Source organism: Microbulbifer marinus (assembly GCF_900107725.1).
In the GTDB taxonomy this organism is placed as follows: domain Bacteria; phylum Pseudomonadota; class Gammaproteobacteria; order Pseudomonadales; family Cellvibrionaceae; genus Microbulbifer; species Microbulbifer marinus.
Genome location: NZ_FNQO01000001.1, coordinates 1,191,002 through 1,207,685, shown reverse-complemented (window position 1 = coordinate 1,207,685; position 16,684 = coordinate 1,191,002). Strand labels below are relative to the sequence as shown.

The 16,684-nt window shown below is 59.7% G+C and carries 10 protein-coding genes and 1 pseudogene; 8 read left to right on the top strand and 3 right to left on the bottom strand.

Annotation, left to right across the window (positions count from 1 at the left end):
* Positions 1-78 precede the first annotated feature (78 nt).
* From BLW36_RS05215 to BLW36_RS05200, 4 genes are all read left to right on the top strand, one after another.
* Positions 79-354 (top strand): cupin domain-containing protein, encoded by a 276-nt coding sequence (locus BLW36_RS05215; protein WP_091385832.1) that lies wholly within the window; start codon positions 79-81, stop codon positions 352-354.
* 50 nt (positions 355-404) lie between these two features.
* A complete protein-coding gene (locus BLW36_RS05210; RefSeq protein ID WP_091385829.1) occupies positions 405-2,096 on the top strand; it encodes an Hsp70 family protein in 1,692 nt (563 codons plus the stop codon).
* Complete coding sequence (locus tag BLW36_RS05205; protein WP_091385827.1) at positions 2,096-3,457, top strand: RDD family protein; 1,362 nt, start codon at positions 2,096-2,098, stop codon at positions 3,455-3,457. Before BLW36_RS05210 ends, BLW36_RS05205 begins: the two co-directional genes overlap by 1 nt.
* A 339-nt stretch (positions 3,458-3,796) precedes the next feature.
* Complete coding sequence (locus BLW36_RS05200; RefSeq protein ID WP_091385824.1) at positions 3,797-6,034, top strand: TonB-dependent receptor; 2,238 nt, start codon at positions 3,797-3,799, stop codon at positions 6,032-6,034.
* A gap of 42 nt (positions 6,035-6,076) precedes the next feature.
* Here the strand turns inward: BLW36_RS05200 and BLW36_RS05195 are convergent, their stop codons facing one another.
* Both BLW36_RS05195 and BLW36_RS05190 read right to left on the bottom strand, forming a co-directional pair.
* Positions 6,077-7,363: a Zn-dependent hydrolase gene (locus BLW36_RS05195; protein WP_091385822.1), complete on the bottom strand. Its 1,287-nt coding sequence runs from the start codon at positions 7,361-7,363 to the stop codon at positions 6,077-6,079.
* Complete coding sequence (locus BLW36_RS05190; protein ID WP_091385820.1) at positions 7,356-8,291, bottom strand: dimethylarginine dimethylaminohydrolase family protein; 936 nt, start codon at positions 8,289-8,291, stop codon at positions 7,356-7,358. The genes BLW36_RS05195 and BLW36_RS05190 overlap by 8 nt, the downstream gene beginning before the upstream one ends.
* Before the next feature lie 118 nt (positions 8,292-8,409).
* Between BLW36_RS05190 and BLW36_RS05185 the strand changes: the two genes are divergently transcribed.
* From BLW36_RS05185 to BLW36_RS17480, 4 genes are all read left to right on the top strand, one after another.
* A complete protein-coding gene (locus tag BLW36_RS05185) occupies positions 8,410-9,297 on the top strand; it encodes a LysR substrate-binding domain-containing protein (RefSeq protein WP_139304820.1) in 888 nt (295 codons plus the stop codon).
* A gap of 140 nt (positions 9,298-9,437) precedes the next feature.
* Positions 9,438-11,762, top strand: a complete 2,325-nt coding sequence (locus tag BLW36_RS05180; RefSeq protein WP_091385816.1) for an aminotransferase class III-fold pyridoxal phosphate-dependent enzyme — start codon at positions 9,438-9,440, stop codon at positions 11,760-11,762.
* A 267-nt stretch (positions 11,763-12,029) separates the two neighbouring features.
* Positions 12,030-13,493, top strand: a complete 1,464-nt coding sequence (locus BLW36_RS05175) for an NAD-dependent succinate-semialdehyde dehydrogenase (protein WP_091385814.1) — start codon at positions 12,030-12,032, stop codon at positions 13,491-13,493.
* Between the two features lie 133 nt (positions 13,494-13,626).
* Positions 13,627-14,604, top strand: coding sequence for an NAD(P)H-quinone oxidoreductase (locus BLW36_RS17480; RefSeq protein ID WP_091385812.1), 978 nt, complete (start codon positions 13,627-13,629; stop codon positions 14,602-14,604).
* A gap of 226 nt (positions 14,605-14,830) precedes the next feature.
* Here the strand turns inward: BLW36_RS17480 and BLW36_RS05165 are convergent.
* Positions 14,831-16,492: pseudogene (locus BLW36_RS05165) on the bottom strand (transporter substrate-binding domain-containing protein); the annotation flags it as partial.
* Between the last annotated feature and the right edge of the window lie 192 nt (positions 16,493-16,684).

The window sequence follows — 16,684 nt, the reverse complement described above, 5'->3', positions numbered from 1 at the left end:
ATACTGACTGACAACAGCCCGCAACCGCGGGCTGCTTCGTATATGCGCGGCGTAAATGGGAGTAACGGGGTACAGCGAATGATCGATCAACAGCAGGTGGCTGCGGACTGGTCCGCACGGGGCTTCGGTTGCGACCTGTGGGTGGATCCGCCCGGGCAGCGCTGGGAGGATTTTGTACACCAACAGGATGAACTGCTGATGCCGGTGGAGGGCGAGCTGGAAGTGGAGATCGACGGGCGCCTGCACCGGCCACAGATCGGCGAGGAACTATTGATTCCGGCCGGTGCGCAACACTCCGTGCGCAATATCGGCAATGTGACCGCCCGCTGGTTATACGGCTACAGGCGCGCATAAAATAAGCGGCCACAGGAAATTAAATAAGAATTTGTTGAATAGGGGAGACCATGGCCGTTATCGGTATCGATCTGGGCACCACCAACAGTGCCTGTGGGGTGCTGTCCGAGGAGGGGGTTAAGCTGATCCCCAACCGCCTGGGGGAGGTGCTGACACCGTCGGTGGTCGGCCTCGACGAGGCCGGCAAGCTGGTCGTCGGCAAGACCGCCAAGGAGCGGCTGATCAATCACAGTGATCGCACCGTGGCCGCCTTCAAGCGCTTGATGGGTAGCGATCACAAGGTCAAGCTGGGGAAACAGCTGTTCAGTGCCACCGAACTTTCCGCGCTGGTGCTGCGCGCGCTGAAAGAGGACGCGGAAGCCTTTCTCGGCGAAGAGGTCACCGAGGCGGTGATCAGTGTGCCGGCCTATTTCAATGACAATCAGCGCCATGCCACCAAACTTGCCGGTGAGCTGGCCGGCCTGAAGGTCGAGCGGCTCATCAACGAACCCACCGCGGCGGCCATTGCCTACGGCCTGCACGACAAACGCGAGGGCAGCTTCCTGATTCTGGATATGGGCGGCGGCACCTTCGATGTTTCCATCCTGGAATTTTTTGATGGCGTGATGGAAGTGCACGCCAGTGCCGGTGACAACTTCCTCGGCGGCGAGGATTTTGTCGAGGCGATGGTCGACAGCGCGCTCAATGAGCTCGATATCAAAAAGAGCGCGCTGTCGCCACGCCAGCTGCAGAACCTGTATATGCAGATGGAGAGCGCCAAGCGCCGTATCAGCCAGCAGCCGGAGCAGCGCCTTGAGCTGGAGGCCGGCGGGCAGAAAATCGAGTGGGTCGTGACGGCGGAGTGGTTCGAAAAGCTCAGTACGCCGCTGCTGTTGCGCGCCAAGCGGCCGATCGAGCGCGCCATGCGCGATGCCGAGCTGCCGCCGCAGAAAATCGACGAAGTGGTGCTGGTGGGCGGATCCACCCGCATGGCATTGTTCCGCTCCATGGTCGGGCGCATGTTCGGCCGTCTGCCGTCCTGCCACCTGGATCCGGATACCGTCGTGGCCATGGGTGCGGCGATTCAGGCCGGGCTTAAATCCAGAAATGCCGCGCTCGACGATATCGTGCTGACCGATGTCTGCCCTTACACGCTCGGCACCGGGATCATTAACGAAGACAGCCCGGATCAGGGCGAGTACTTCATGCCGATTATCGAACGCAATACCGTGGTGCCGATCAGCGTGGTGCGCCGGGTCTGGACCGCGCATGAAAACCAGGCCGAAGTGCGCATCGATGTCTACCAGGGAGAAAATCGCCTGGTGAAGAAGAACGTCTACCTCGGCGAGATGAGTGTTCCGGTGCCCAAGGGCCCGAAGGGCGAGGAGGCGGTGGACATCCGCTACAGCTACGACATGAACGGTCTGCTGGAGGTGGATGTCACTGTGGTGTCCACCGGCAAGGCGTTCAACAAACTGATCGAGTTTACCCCCGGCGCGTTGAGTGACGAGGAGAAAGCCAGCTCGCTGCAAAAACTGGCCAAGCTGAAATTCCACCCCCGCGAAGACGAGGAAAACCGGGCCCTGATCGCCCGCGGCGAGCGCCTGTACGAGTCCAGTCTTGGTGAGCAGCGCGATTATATCGCCCAGCTGCTGGGTAATTTCGACCGGGTTCTCAACGGTCAAAACCCGGCCGCGATCAAGAAAGCCAGGGCCCAACTGCAGGAGATTCTCGACCGCTTCGATGGCGAGGACTGGATCTGATGAGTCCCTGGAACACTCTGGGTATCGAACCCTGCGATGACGCGCGGGCCGTCAAGCGCGCCTACGCGAAAAAGCTGAAACTGACCCGGCCCGATGAGAAGCCGCAGGAATTCCAGCAACTGCACGCCGCCTACAAGCAGGCGCTAAAGCTGGTGGAACACCGCCAAACAACCGGGAAGAGCGCTCAAGCAAATGAGAGCCCTCAGCCTACAGAGAGCCCTCAGCCCACAAAGAGCCCTCAGCGTATAGAAAGCCCTCAGCCCGTAGAGGACCCTCAGCGTGTAGAAAGTCCTGAGCCAGTGCACGGCGAACAAGCGCAAACTGCGCTCGAGATCGATACGAACGCACTCGACCGCGGTTCCCAACATGGAACCGCGACCGCGGTGATGCCAATTGAAGTATCTCCAGGGGATGCGGCGGCCGGGGAGGTCCACGGCGCGGTAGAGGCACAGGAGCGCGCCGCGGCTGAAGCGGAACGCCAGAAGCGGATCGATGAATATCACCGCGCGCTGCAGCAAGTCGAGCGGGCACTGCAGAACGACCGCCAGATCAGCGTGGAGGAGACCTGGCACTTCCTCGCCGAGACCCCCTATATCCTCGAGGACGAATACAACTGGAACCTGGGGCTGGGGGTGTTCGAGCACTTTGCGCGCTTCAACCAGCAGGCAGCGGAGAAGGGCCGCAAGCACAAATACCGTCCCCAGATCACCGCCAATATCCTGACGTACTGCGATCAGCTGTTTGACTGGTCGGGCAATCGCGCGCATATCTATCGGGCACTGGATGATTCCCTCGCCGATACCATTTTCGATGCGCTGCAGCTGGATACGCCGGACGCAGATCCCCTGCAGGGAGTGCGCGGCGGCCGTGAGCTGGTCAAGCAAAAGGCACGCGTGCCTGAAGAGAACCTGGACGAGTACTACTTCGGCCATCTGCTCGCCCGCGCCTTCGCGGTGTTGCTGGATTTGTTTCTGATCTACGTGAGCGTCGGTCTCGCCACCTCGGTGATCATGATCAAGGTGATGGACAAAGCCGAGGCGGATGCCAATGTCGTCGCGCTATCGATATCCATATTGGGTTATCTGCTGATGGCCTGGATCGTGGAGAGTTCGCCGCTGCAGGCCACGCCGGGTAAATACCTGTTGGGCTACCGGGTGACCAACCGCCAGTTCCGGCGAATCGGCTATTTGCACGGCTTCGGCAGGATCATCAGCTTCGTGCTGACCCTGCCGCTGTTCAAGGTGGGTTGGCTCATCAACTGCTTCCTCGGTGGCAACCTGCTGCACGACCGCCTGAGTCGCAGCTATGTGATCAATTTTCGCAAGAGCCGCGAGGAATACCTGCGCAATCTGAATAGCTGATATCACCACAAAATCCCTTTGCCGTGCCCTTAGCCGTGCCCCTAAAAGGTGCACAAAAAGTGACCGGGCGGACGCTAATTCGCGCGCGGCTACAGGATGCTCCCTAACCGGACTAACCGCGCTATTTATACGGATATTCACGATTAAATGACTTTCGCCGCCACGGGTGACCCTGTAATCTTCTAGCGTCACCTGTGTCACCCGATATACGTGATGCTGTATCAGCGCGGTCTTAGAGTCGGGGCTCCTAATTACAACAATACGAATGGAGCCATGCGGTACCGATTGCTGTAGGTCCGTTGCTGGAGATAAAAAAAATAAGGCAATGGAGAGAGAAAGATGGGACGTCCGTTCAATATCAAAAACCATTCTGCACTGGTGTCTGCCTGTTCCGTCACCGCCCTATGGCTCGCCAGCGGCATGCCTGCCGCTCACGCCGCCGAAGGTGCTGTGGGTACGATCATGGAAGAGGTGGAAGTCACCGCGCGCAAGCGCGCCGATGCAGAGAAACTGCAAGAAGTACCGGTGGCGGCTACCGCCTACTCCGGCGACCAGCTGGAGGCGCTGCAGACCCGGGATCTGCAAAGCCTTTCCTTCAAGATGCCCAATGTGCAGCTCGATGATGTCGGTACCGTAAAAAATACCGCCAACTTCACCGTGCGCGGCCTGGGTGTGAACAGCTCTATTCCTTCCATCGATCCCACCGTGGGGGTGTTTGTCGATGGTATGTACATGGGCATCAACGCGGGTGTCGTTACCGACATGTTCGACCTCGAGGGTATCGAGGTGCTGCGCGGCCCCCAGGGTCTGCTGTTCGGCCGCAATGTGACCGGCGGTGCGGTGGTGATCAAGACCGCGCGCCCGACCGACGAATTCTCCAGCAAGTTTAAGGTGTCCACGACCGATAGCCTCGATACCGTGGTTGCCGCCAGTGTGAACGGCGCCATCTCCGATCGCGTCAACGGCCGCCTGACCGCCTATTACAACGATGATCAGGGCTGGTTCGAGAACGTCTATACCGGCAATGACGAGGCGGGTGCATCGGATACCTGGTTTATCCGCCCGAGCTTCAGCGTCGACCTGAGCGAAACCGCCGAGCTGCTGGTGCGTATGGAGCACGGCCGCATGGACTCCGCCGGGGTGGTAGCGCAGAACCGCGGTGCTCTGGCTGCCAACTACCCGCTGTATCCACTGTTCGGCATTGACGTATCCGGCTGGGATAACAGCGACGATTCTTTCGAGGTGGCCCAGAACGAAGAGGGCTTCCAGGAGGACGAGTGGACTCAGGCGATCGCCGAGTACAACCAGGATGTGGCCTTCGGTAACGGCACCATCACCAATATCCTCGCCTGGCGTGCCTACGATGCCAATGGCATCGGCGATATCGACTCGCTGCCGATTACCGCTTTCCACGCCGCTACCCGCGTCGACCAGAGTCAGCTGAGTAACGAACTGCGCTATGCGGGTCGTTTCGGCGCTACCTCGCTAACCACCGGCGTCTACTGGTTCAGTCAGGACCTGGAGTACTACGAAAACCGACTGCTGCCACTTAACGGACTTGATGTGACAGGTGGTGGACAGCAGGACCACGAGGCGATGGGTGTATTTGCCCAGGCAGACGTCGACCTTAACGAATCCTGGGTGCTGACACTCGGTGGCCGCTACTCCACCGAAGACAAGGATGCCAAGATCGCTACGATTCCGGTGGATTTGTGCAGTCTGGATGGTTGTGTCGCCTATGACTTCGAAGACAGCGAGTCCTGGAGTGCCTTTACGCCGAAGGTCGGCTTGCAGTGGAACCTGGCCGACAATGCGCAGATCTACAGCTTCTGGACCAAGGGGTTCCGCAGCGGTGGTTATAACATGCGCAATACCTCGCCAACTGCGCTGCCCGGCCCGACCGATCAGGAAGAACAGACCAGCTTCGAGATCGGCGGCAAGGCGGAGTGGTTTGACGGTCGTCTGCGCACCAACCTGGCGCTGTTCCACAACACCATCGATGACATGCAGCGGGAGGTCAACGAGTCAGACCCGATCTTCACCGTCGTTCAGGTGATCCGCAATACCGCCGACGCGACAATCAATGGTGCCGAGTTCGAGGCAATGGCGGCAGCGACTGACAACCTGCTGTTTACCTTCAATGTCGGCTATGTCGATGGCGACTACGACAAAGTCCGCGGAGATATCAGCGGCGATGGGATGGTGAACGGCGCCGACCTGGGGCTGGATATTCCGCGCCTGGCGCCCTGGACCTACGGTGTGGGCATGGTCCACGACCTGCAGCTGGGCTCCCTCGGCACGCTCACGTCGCGCTTTAACTTCAACCACCGCGACGAGGCGCCGTATACCGATAACAATCTCGGTATGCTGTCGGCGGCGGATATGCTCGATATCAGCTTCGGCTTTACGCCGGATTCGGGCAATTACCGCCTGGCGTTGTTCGGCAAAAACATGCTGGACGAAGTCACCGAGGGCAACAACACCCAGTTGCCAATCACCCTTGGTGGCCCGGGGGCCAGCTTTACGCCCCTCAACAAGGGTCGGATCATGGGAGTCGAGTTGACCTACGACCTCTAATCGGCCCTGAAACGAAAGCCCGGCAATGCCGGGCTTTTTTATTTACGCAAAAGTATTGAGTGGCCTGGTCGTCGAATCGCGGGCTTCGTTGCACTGGCCTTCGGCCAGCTTCACCATGGCATTCAACAATACTTGTGCGCCGGCTGCGACCTGCTCCGGTGTCGAGTACTCCGCTTCGTTGTGACTCAAACCGTCCCGGCAGGGAATAAAGATCATTGAGGTGGCAACACGACTCGCTACATTGCAGGCGTCGTGGCCCGCGCCGGAAACCATTTCCCGGAAGCTGTAGCCGCAATTGCGCGTAGCGTCGCGCACGGCGTCTATGCATCGGCTGTTGAATTCAACCCCGGGCGCACGCCAGAAGCAGTGGCTTTCCATCGGCAGGCCCTGTTCTGCGCAAACCTCGCCGGTGATCCGTTCAAATTCCTTCACCATCGCCTGGTACTGACAACCATCCGGGTGGCGGATATCCACGGTGAACGTCAGCAGCCCGGGAACCGTGTTGCTGCTGCCTGGTTCGGTGCTGATGATACCGACCGTCAGACGGGCATCTACGCCGAACTGATTGCTCATGCGGTACAGCCGCGGCAGGATTTCTCCGAGAGCGCGGCTGGGGTCGCGCCGCAGGTTCATGGGCGTGGGGCCGGCGTGCGCCTCGACGCCGTGAATCAGTACCCGGTGGCGACTCATATGCTGGACCCCGGTCACTACGCCGATTTCCAACCCCTCTGTCTCCAGCACCGGGCCCTGTTCGATATGGGCCTCGATCGAGGCCAGTACCTGCAGCGGACTCAGACCGTCGTCTCCCAGCTGCCGCAGACGCTCCAGTTCCTGCCTGACGCTCACGCCGTCACTGTCGGTGAGGTTGTAGGCATCTTGCAGAGTCATGTTTCCGGACCAGACGGCGGAACCCATCATCGCCGTGTCGAAGCGACAGCCCTCTTCGTTGGTCCAGGCCACCACCGCGATCGGGTGCTCGGTCTGAATGCGCGCGTCGTTGAGTGACTCGATGACTTCGAGGCCGGCCAGCACGCCGAAGACACCATCGAACTTGCCGCCGGTGGGCTGGGTATCCAGGTGGCTGCCGGTCAGTATTGCCGGTGCATCCGCTCGCGTGCCGGGGCGAACCGCAAACAGGTTGCCGATCGCGTCGCGGCGGATCTCGCACCCGGCCGCCGTGCACCAGTCCGTAAACAGTTTTCGCCCGGCAGCGTCCTCGTCAGTCAGCGCCTGACGGTTGCAGCCGCCTTTGCTGGTAGCCCCGATTGCGCCCATATCCATCAGCCGTTGCCACAGGCGCTCGCCGTTGATCGAAAGTGGTTTATCCATTGGAGTTTGCCTCCAGTGAATCGCGGCGCAGGGGCTGGCACAGGCAGTGAATACCGCCGCCGACCATAGTGATGGCCGATACATCGGGATCGTAGACCTTGAAACCGAGCCCCCGGCAGCGATCGGCCAGGAAACTGCTCTGTTTCGGCAGCAGCACCCGGTCTTGTCCCAGGGAGACCACATTGATACCCAGCTGGCCGATATAGCCGAAGGGTACATCGACTACCTCGATATTCAGTTCGCAGAACCAGTCCTGTACTTCCCGGTTCACCACGTCGCGGCACAGAGCCACGGTGTTGTCGTTGAGCATGGCGATGGTGCAGTCGGCGTGCACGAAGTAGGGGTCGAACTCGTACAGGCAAACCTGCCAGCCCTCGGCCTCGAACCAGCGCTTGATCTGCTCGGCGCCCTGGGCCTGACTGCGCTCGTTACTGTAACCGAGCAGCAGGTAGCCGGGTTTGATCATCATAAAGTCACCGCCCTCGTAATAGCCGGCGGTGACCTTTTCGAAGATCGGCAGGTCGTTCTGATAACAGAAATCCATCACCGGTCCGTATTCGCCGGTGCGCCACCACTGGGCCATGCGGCCGATCAGCATGCCCCAGGGGGTCATAAAGCTGCCGTCGCGGGCCCACAGCTGCAGCGGCAGATCCGGATCGGCGGGGGTGATGTGTACCTTGACACCGGCGTCTTCGAAGCAGTCCAGCACGCCCTGGTACTGGGCGCGAGCCCGGGAGATATCCAGTTGTATGCCCGCGTTGATCAGTTTTCTGTTCATCGAGTTGGTGGGCAGTATGCGGGTCAGGTTGTCCACCGGGCCGACCAGCACGTCGCGCAGAGTGCCCGTCTCCGAGTCGGCGCCCCAGTAGTTCAGTTTGGGGGTGCCGCCCTCGCGGCGGCTGCGCATGGAAAAAACGTCGTTAGCCATGATCCGCTCCTAACGGTGATGGATGTTAATTGCGGCTGACATTACCGGATCAAAAATATCACCGAAATCGATAATTCCTTGCTAACATCGTGAGTAAAACTCACAAGAGGGGAAGGCTGTGCTCTCGCGACGTACTTTGCCACTGAATGCGCTCAAGGCTTTTGAGGCTGCTGGCCGGCATCTGCATATGGGGCGGGCGGCCGAAGAATTAGGCGTGACGCACGGTGCCATCAGCCACCAGGTGCGCGCGCTGGAACAGCAGCTGGACGTGTCACTTTTCGATCGCACCGGCAAAACCCTGAGTCTCACCACCAGCGGACGCAAGCTGTTGCGCGCGGTAACCGAGGCGCTGGATGTGATGATCGCCGGCGCGGAAAACCTGGAGCCGGATACCGATGTCGCCCCGCTGCTGGTGGGCTGTACGCCGGCACTGGCCGCCAACTGGCTGTCCCGGGCCATCGGCGACTTCTGCAAAGACTTCCCGGAGCTCACGGTACATTTCCGCCCACTGGCGCCGGGAGTACTGCGCCTGCCCACGGATATCGATGTCGCGCTGTGCTATGGCAAGCCCACCTCTGGATTTCACCATTGCGACCAGCTGGTGGAGGATCACTTCTTTCCCGTGGCGCACCCGTCGCTGGTGCACGGCGCAGGACCACTGCGCAATCCGAATGATCTTCAGCAGTTTCGCCCCCTGCACGATGACAGCGGTAGCTGGGATACCTGGAACAGGAAATACGGCACCAAGAACGCGGTCAAAGCGCTGCACTTTTTCGACAGCTCCCACGCGCTGCAGGCCGCCCGCGCGGGTCTGGGTGTCGCGCTGGCGAGTGCGATTGAAGTGGCGCACGACCTGCGCAACGGCTCCCTGGTGCGCCTGCTAAAAGACCAAGTGACTGCGCCCCAGGCCTACTATCTGGCCGAGGTACAAGCGCCGGCGCCCGGGAACCGGGTGGCGGAATTCCGCCAGTGGATCAGCAGTGTGCTTTCCAGAGAAACTGCCTGATTGCTCCCGCAGTGCTCACAGATGGGTGAATATAACTCACTACAAATGTGATATTTGGTCGATTTTGGTGAATAAAATATCTGGATATGCTGCCCAGCATTCAGCCTGGCCACCGGCCGGCGAGGTAGTTGGAGGCAATCATGACCCAAAAGGCACCAAGCGTTTCACACCGGGAAATAACGGCATTTGTGCGCAGCCAGTATGGACTGGAGTTGCAGCACATCAGTGAGCTGGGCGGTTATGTGGATCAGAATCTGCTGCTGATCGACAGCGACGGCAACCGCTACACCTGTAAGGTTCACGACCGGAGCGAACACCCGGCGGTGCTCGGGATGCAGAACTCGGTCATGCAGCGGCTGGGTGAGGCCGTCGATACCTGCCTGTTCCCCCGGCCGGTGCGGGACAGGGCAGGGGACTGGATCGGCACCCTGCAATCCGCCGACGGCGAGCCCTACCTGGTGCGCCTGCTCACCTATGTGCCTGGCCGCCTGCTGAAGGAGGTGAATCCCGTTCCCGACCGGCTGCTCGAGCAGGTGGGCCAGACCCTGGGGTGCATGGACCGGGCACTGGAGGGATATTACGACCCGGCCGCTAACCGCCCGGATATTCACTGGGACCTGAAAAACGCGCTGGCCAGCAAGCCGCTGTGCGCGGCGATTGCCGATCCCTATCGGCGCCGCCTGGCCGAGTATTTCCTGCTGCAATTCGAAAGTGAAGTCCTGCCTGAGCTGGTGCAGCTGCGCAAGAGTGTCGTGCACAACGACGCGCACCGCTACAGCATCCTGGTCGATGAAACCGCCGACGAGCTGGCCGGCATTTTTGATTTTGGCGATACCGTTTACACCTACACGGTGACCAATATCGCGATTTGTCTATCCGACCTGATGCTGACCGGGGAAGATCCGATCGCCGTGGCGCGGGTGCTGGTGGCGGCCTACCATCGGGAATTTCCGCTGACGGAACGCGAGATAGGGCTTATTTATCACCTGGTCTGCACCCGCCTGACGATCTACGGTTGCAAGGCCGCGGAGGCGCTGATTGCCCAGCCGGACAATAAGCACGCGCAGCTGAAAGCGGAGGAAGTCTGGAACCTGCTGGACCGGCTGCTGGCCACGAATCCTCTGGCACTGACGAACGCGCTACTGGAGGCGTGCGGATTTACCGTCGCCGCACCCGACCGGGAGGTACAGCAGAAGCTGCGCGACCGGCATATGGGTAAATCCCTCGGCTTGCACTACCGCGAACCCCTCCACCTGACCCAAGGCGCGCTGCAGTACCTGTACAGCGCCGAGGGAGACGCCTACCTGGATTGTGTCAACAATGTCTGCCAGTGGGGACATTGTCACCCGCGTATCGCCGGCGCCATCCGCAGCCAGGTGGCGACACTGAATACCAACTCCCGCTATCTGTACGAGCAGTTACCGCAATACGCGCAACAACTGGCCGACTGCTTCCCCGAGCCGTTATCGGTGTGTTTTCTGGTCAACTCCGGCAGCGAGGCCAACGACCTGGCCATGCGCATGGCCAAGGCCTACACCGGGCATACGGAGATGTTGGTGATCGACAAGGCCTACCACGGCAACTCCAGCGTCTGTACCGATATCAGCCCGCACCGCATCGACCGCCCGGGCCGGCCCGGACTACCCGAATATGTGCACAAGACGCTCACCCCGGACACCCTGCGCGGCCCCTACAAACGGGACGACCCGGAAGCCGGATACAAGTACGCGGCCGACGTGCAGCGGATTATCGAAGAGCTGGCAGCGGACGGCCGCGGTGTGGCCGCTTTTTACGCGGAATCGCAGATTGGCACCGGCGGCCAGATAGTTCTGCCCGAGGGATACCTGAATACTGTTTACGAGCATGTGCGTGCCGCCGGCGGTGTTTGCGTCGCAGACGAAGTGCAGCTCGGTTTCGGCCGCGTGGGCGATCACTTGTGGTGTTTTGAAACCCAAGGAGTGGTACCGGATATCGTCACCCTGGGCAAGCCCATCGGCAACGGTCACCCGCTGGGCGCTGTGATCACTACGCCCGAGATAGCGGCGGCGTTCAATAACGGCGTGCCCTATTTCAATACGTTTGGCGGCAATCCGGTGTCCTGCGCTGCGGGCCTAGCGGTGCTGGATGTACTGAAGGACGAGGAAATAATGGCCAATTGCCGCACGCGTGGCGCTGAGCTGATGGAGGGATTGCTGCAGCTCGCGCAGAGATACGAATGCATTGCCGATGTGCGCGGTCAGGGGCTATATATCGGCGTGGAGCTGGTGCAGGACCGCGACACAATGGCACCGGCAGCCGCGTTGGCCGAGGCCGTGGTGGAAATGATGAAAGGGCAGGGCATACTGCTGAACACCAACGGCTATGACAACAACATTATCAAAATCAAACCGCCGCTGATTATCTCTGCACAGAACGTGCAGCGGATTGTGGGCACTTTGGATCGCGTATTGGCAGCTCTGACCTGAGGGGCTTTAACAAAAAAGCAGGGGCCTGCAAGCAGGTCCCTACACAGTTTGCTGACAAAAATCTGAAGTCCAGATTTAAGGCAAAGTGCTAGGTCGAGTATTTCGAACCGTTGGCGACAGGGCCGAAGGCGCCGCGAATGCCTGCAGCCGCCGGACCGTCGCCGCCGGAGCGTACACGGATGTATTCGCAGCGTTTCGAAATGCTCGTCCTAGTGCTTTTTTGGCCGGCGTGTCGGTGGTCGGCACTGTGCTTGGAGAAAAAATAAAATGACACTGCAACTCGAAGATCAAACCCTGCTGTGCCCGCGGGCACTGATCAATGGCGAATGGTACGAGGCGGACAGCGGCGCGTCACTGGCCGTTACAAATCCGGCCAGCGGTGCCCTGGTGGCCGAAGTGGCCAGCTGCGGCAGCGTCGAGACGCGGCGCGCCATTGCGGCGGCATCTGTGGCGCAGCCACTTTGGGCAAAGCAGTCGGCCAAGGCGCGCGCGCAAATCCTGCGCCGCTGGTTCGATCTGATTGTGCAGAATCAAGAGGATCTGGCCCGAATCCTCACCGCGGAGCAGGGCAAACCGCTGGCGGAGGCCCGCGCCGAAATCGCCTATGGGGCCAGCTATGTGGAATGGTTTGCCGAAGAGAGCAAGCGAATTTACGGCGATGTCATTCCCGCGCCCGGCGCAGATAAACGCGTTCTTGTCACCAAGCAGCCGATTGGCGTGGTCGCCGCGATTACACCGTGGAACTTCCCCAATGCCATGCTCACCCGCAAGATCGCACCGGCCCTGGCTGCCGGATGTACCGTGGTGTGCAAGCCTGCCAACGCCACACCGCTGTCCGCTTTCGCCCTGGGCGTACTGGCCGAACGCGCAGGTGTTCCCGCGGGCGTGATCAATATCGTGGCGGGGCGCACCGCGGAAATCGGCGATGCCCTGACTTCCAGCCCGGAAGTGCGCAAGCTCACCTTTACCGGTTCCACCCCTGTGGGCAAACAACTGATGCGCGCCTGCGCCGACACGGTCAAACGTACCTCCATGGAACTGGGTGGCAATGCGCCTTTCATCGTGTTTGACGATGCGGATCTCGATGCCGCTGTGGCCGGCGCCATGGTGTCCAAGTTCCGCAATGCCGGGCAGACCTGCGTGTGTACCAACCGCCTGCTGGTGCAGTCTGGAATCTATGACGCCTTCGCCGATAGGCTGACCCGCGCAGTGGCGGAGCTGCAACTGGGCGACGGTACCGAAGAGGGCGTGAATATCGGCCCGCTCATCAACGACAAGGCGGTAGTGGACGTTCTGACACTGGTGCAGGATGCACTGAACCATGGAGCCGAGTGCCGCATCGGCGGTGCGCGGGCGGATCGGCGCGGCAGCTTCGTCCAGCCCACAGTACTCACCGGTGTAAATGATGTGATGCGCGTGTTCCGCGAGGAGATCTTCGGTCCGGTAGCGCCGCTGGTGCGCTTCGACACTGAGGAAGAAGCGGTGGCGCTGGCCAATGATACGGAGTTCGGGCTCGCCTCCTATATTTATACGCGCGATATCGGCCGTGTCTGGCGCGTATCCGAGGCGCTGGAATACGGCATAGTGGGGATCAACGAGGGTATTATTTCAAATGAGATGGCGCCCTTCGGCGGCATCAAGGAATCCGGCAACGGCCGCGAGGGCTCCAAGTACGGTCTGGATGACTATCTGGAAATCAAGTACCTGTGCATGGGGGGCATCGATCGCTAGGGTTAATGCGCTCTGGCGGATTGTGCGGCAAAGTCGGACACTGAATTTAGCGTATGCCCCTCAGGGCTGGCGGTACACGGCCGGGTGCGCGAGAATTTCGCATCGCAAATAGCAAACGGCAGGGATCCAGACAATGCGCTATATCGATTTGCCCGAACACGGCGGCCCGGAAGTCATGCAATTGGCGGAGCGGGAAAAGCCGCAACCCGCTTCTGGCGAGGTGCTGATTAAAGTCGTTGCTGCCGGCATCAACCGCCCGGACATAGTGCAGCGGATGGGGTTTTACCCGCCGCCCCCCGGTGCGTCGCCAATTATGGGGCTCGAGGTGGCCGGCGAGATCGTCGCGGTTGGCGACGGTGTCGAACGCTGGAAAGAGGGTGACACGGTCTGCGCACTGGCGAATGGCGGTGGCTATGCGGAATACGTTGCGGTGCCGGCGAGTCAGTGTCTGCCGGTGCCGAAGGGCCTGTCGCTCGTTGAGGCCGCGGCGCTACCGGAGACGTTTTTTACCGTGTGGAGTAATGTCTTTGACCGCGCGGGATTGAAAGCCGGCGAAATATTGTTGGTGCACGGTGGATCCTCCGGTATCGGTACTACCGCGATTCAGTTGGCGCACAATTTCGGCGCGCGGGTGTTTGCCACCGCCGGCTCCGCTGAAAAGTGTGCGGCCTGCGAAGCGTTGGGCGCGGAAAAGGCAATCAACTACAAGAACGACGATTATGTCGAGGTCGTGCGCGAGGCTACCGGCGGCCACGGCGCTGACGTAATCCTGGATATGGTTGGGGGCGACTATATCGATCGTAATATCCAACTTGCCGCGAAGGATGGACGCATCGTCAATATCGCCTACCTGCAGGGTGCCAGTGTGCAGGTGAATATGTTGCCGGTGATGCTAAAGCGCCTGACCCTTACCGGCTCCACCCTGAGACCGCAGTCGGCACAGGTGAAGGCCGCGATTGCCGGTGCGCTGGAATCGAAGGTGTGGCCCTTGATTGACGAAGGCAAGATCCGCCCGCAGATTGCCGCCACTTTCCCGCTGGAGAATGTAGCCGATGCGCATCGGCTGATGGAATCCAGCGGCCATATTGGCAAGATTGTGCTGACACTTTGAGTGGCGGCCTGGGACCAGGCATTGGTATCAGGCTGACATCCCCCGTGGCCATGTCGGTATAGGCCTTGTAGAGTGCACTGATATTGCGCACGTATTGTACCGGCTCGGCGCCGCGGACGTAGCCGTAACGCGCCTTCTTGAAGTAGCGCGGTTCTGATAGCTTCAGCATCGCCACTTCGACATTGTCGAACCACTCATTGGGATCGAGGCCCAGCTGTTTGGCCAGGCGCTGGGCGTCGAGCAGGTGGCCGTAGCCCGCATTGTAGGAGGCGAGGGTAAACCATAGTTTGGTGTCGATTGGCGTGGCCGGGTCGAAACGGTCGCGCACCCAGTCGAGGTACTTGACGCCCGCCCGGATGCCGCGGTCAGGGTCAAACAGCGGCGGTTTGAACCCCATTTCCTCCGCGGTACGCGGCATTACCTGCAGCAGCCCCTGGGCGCCGACAGGTGACTCGGCTTTCGGGTTGAAATTGCTTTCCTGCCACATCTGTGCGACTACCAGGCGCCAGTCGAAGCCATATTTGAGTGCACTTTTTCTGACCAGTTCGTCATAGGGAGACAGTTTGCCTCCCGGCACTACCGGCGCTTTCATTTTCTGGACTATGTAATTGTTTGGCTTCAGATAGGTGCTGACTATTTTTCCGTATTTCTTGCTCTTGCGGATTTCAGTCAGGAAACTATCTAATTCTTGACGCAGCTCATCATTGCCCCTGTCTACCATCCAGCCCTGTGGACGTGGGTCGCCGAGTACGGCGCCCAGCAGCAGCTCTGGCCGCAGTGCCGCTTCAACTTCGCCGAAGTCGGAGTCGACAATAGTCGCCTCTATCTCTCCATCCGCGACCATGTTAATCAGTCGGTGGTAGGAGATATCCGCTGGGGCCACTTCTACCTTCACGTCGATACCGCTTTGCTGCAGGGCCTCGGCGGTATCGATAAAGGTGGTGTGGGCGCGCAGGGTCAGGGTTCTGCCGTTGAGATCCTCCAGACTTGCGATGGCAGGCTTACCTTTGTGACTGATAATCTGCTCAGCCATTTCGGTATAGGGGACGGTAAAGTCCACCCCCTGCTTCTTGCGCTCTTCGGTGATCGTGGTAAATGAACCGGCAAAGTCACCGCGTCCCTGCTTGAGCCACTCGATGAGACTCTCCTCGTGGGGAACGACCACTATCTGCAGGTTCAGGTTGTGTTTATCGGCGAAGGCTTTCGCCAGGTCGTAGTCAAATCCCACCAGCACACCTTTCCACAGGAAATAACTGGGGCCATTGTAAGTTAGGAAACGGACAACCTTGGATTGTTTGATCGCCTTCCAGTTTGCGGGACGATCCGTGTTCCACGTCACCAGTCGTTGCGTGAAATAGTTGTCGAGACGTGTCTTTAATTTTGGCGACTCTTTGCGGAATGCCCAGACGACACTCTTTTCATCGCTTACCTTGGCGCCCTGCCTGAAGTCATTCCGGTACTGCTCGAAGTTGTCGATATAGTTGCCCGCCAGTATCGTCACCGTATTCGGGTTCTCGTTTAGATCGTCGATCAAGGTGTCGAGGCGATCTTCCAGGTAGACCTCTTGAATGCGTAACTGCGCGTCCGGACGCTTGGTGATCATTTCCTTCGCCGCGTCCTCGAAGACAGTGTCTGCCAGCACGGTGAATTCAATATTCTGCAGTTTGTCGACGTCGCTGACCTCGGGCCCTTTTTCTCCGGCGACGAGGTAAAAGTAGGTTTTCAGTATCGGAATGGAGACGTCGATCAGCTTTCGCCGCTCTTCAGTATCGGTGACATTGTCGGCGAATATATCCGCTTCGCCATCGCGCAGCATCTGAATCGCTTCTACCGGTGTTTTTGCCTGAATCCATACTGGTTCCAACTCTAGCTGCTTGGCGAACGCCATAGCCATGTCGTAGTGCCTTTCATTGATGATCGCCTTGCGAAACAGCAACTCTTCGCGGCCGCCGGCAAGGCTGACAAAGCGAATGGTTCCACGCTTTTTCAGTGCGTCGAGGTCGCCGGTTTCTATATAGTTTTCAAATTCTTCTTGCCTGCTCGCGGGTGGCTTCTGAGCTGCTTCGGATTGCTGCTTACC

Excerpts from the sequence above, each read along its gene's own strand:
- BLW36_RS05200 (WP_091385824.1), top strand. The coding sequence starts at position 3,797 with ATGGGACGTCCGTTCAATATCAAAAACCATTCTGCACTGGTGTCTGCC.
- BLW36_RS05210 (WP_091385829.1), top strand. The coding sequence starts at position 405 with ATGGCCGTTATCGGTATCGATCTGGGCACCACCAACAGTGCCTGTGGG.
- BLW36_RS17480 (WP_091385812.1), top strand. The coding sequence starts at position 13,627 with ATGCGCTATATCGATTTGCCCGAACACGGCGGCCCGGAAGTCATGCAA.
- BLW36_RS05175 (WP_091385814.1), top strand. The coding sequence starts at position 12,030 with ATGACACTGCAACTCGAAGATCAAACCCTGCTGTGCCCGCGGGCACTG.
- BLW36_RS05195 (WP_091385822.1), bottom strand. The coding sequence starts at position 7,363 with ATGGATAAACCACTTTCGATCAACGGCGAGCGCCTGTGGCAACGGCTG.
- BLW36_RS05180 (WP_091385816.1), top strand. The coding sequence starts at position 9,438 with ATGACCCAAAAGGCACCAAGCGTTTCACACCGGGAAATAACGGCATTT.
- BLW36_RS05190 (WP_091385820.1), bottom strand. The coding sequence starts at position 8,291 with ATGGCTAACGACGTTTTTTCCATGCGCAGCCGCCGCGAGGGCGGCACC.
- BLW36_RS05205 (WP_091385827.1), top strand. The coding sequence starts at position 2,096 with ATGAGTCCCTGGAACACTCTGGGTATCGAACCCTGCGATGACGCGCGG.
- BLW36_RS05215 (WP_091385832.1), top strand. The coding sequence starts at position 79 with ATGATCGATCAACAGCAGGTGGCTGCGGACTGGTCCGCACGGGGCTTC.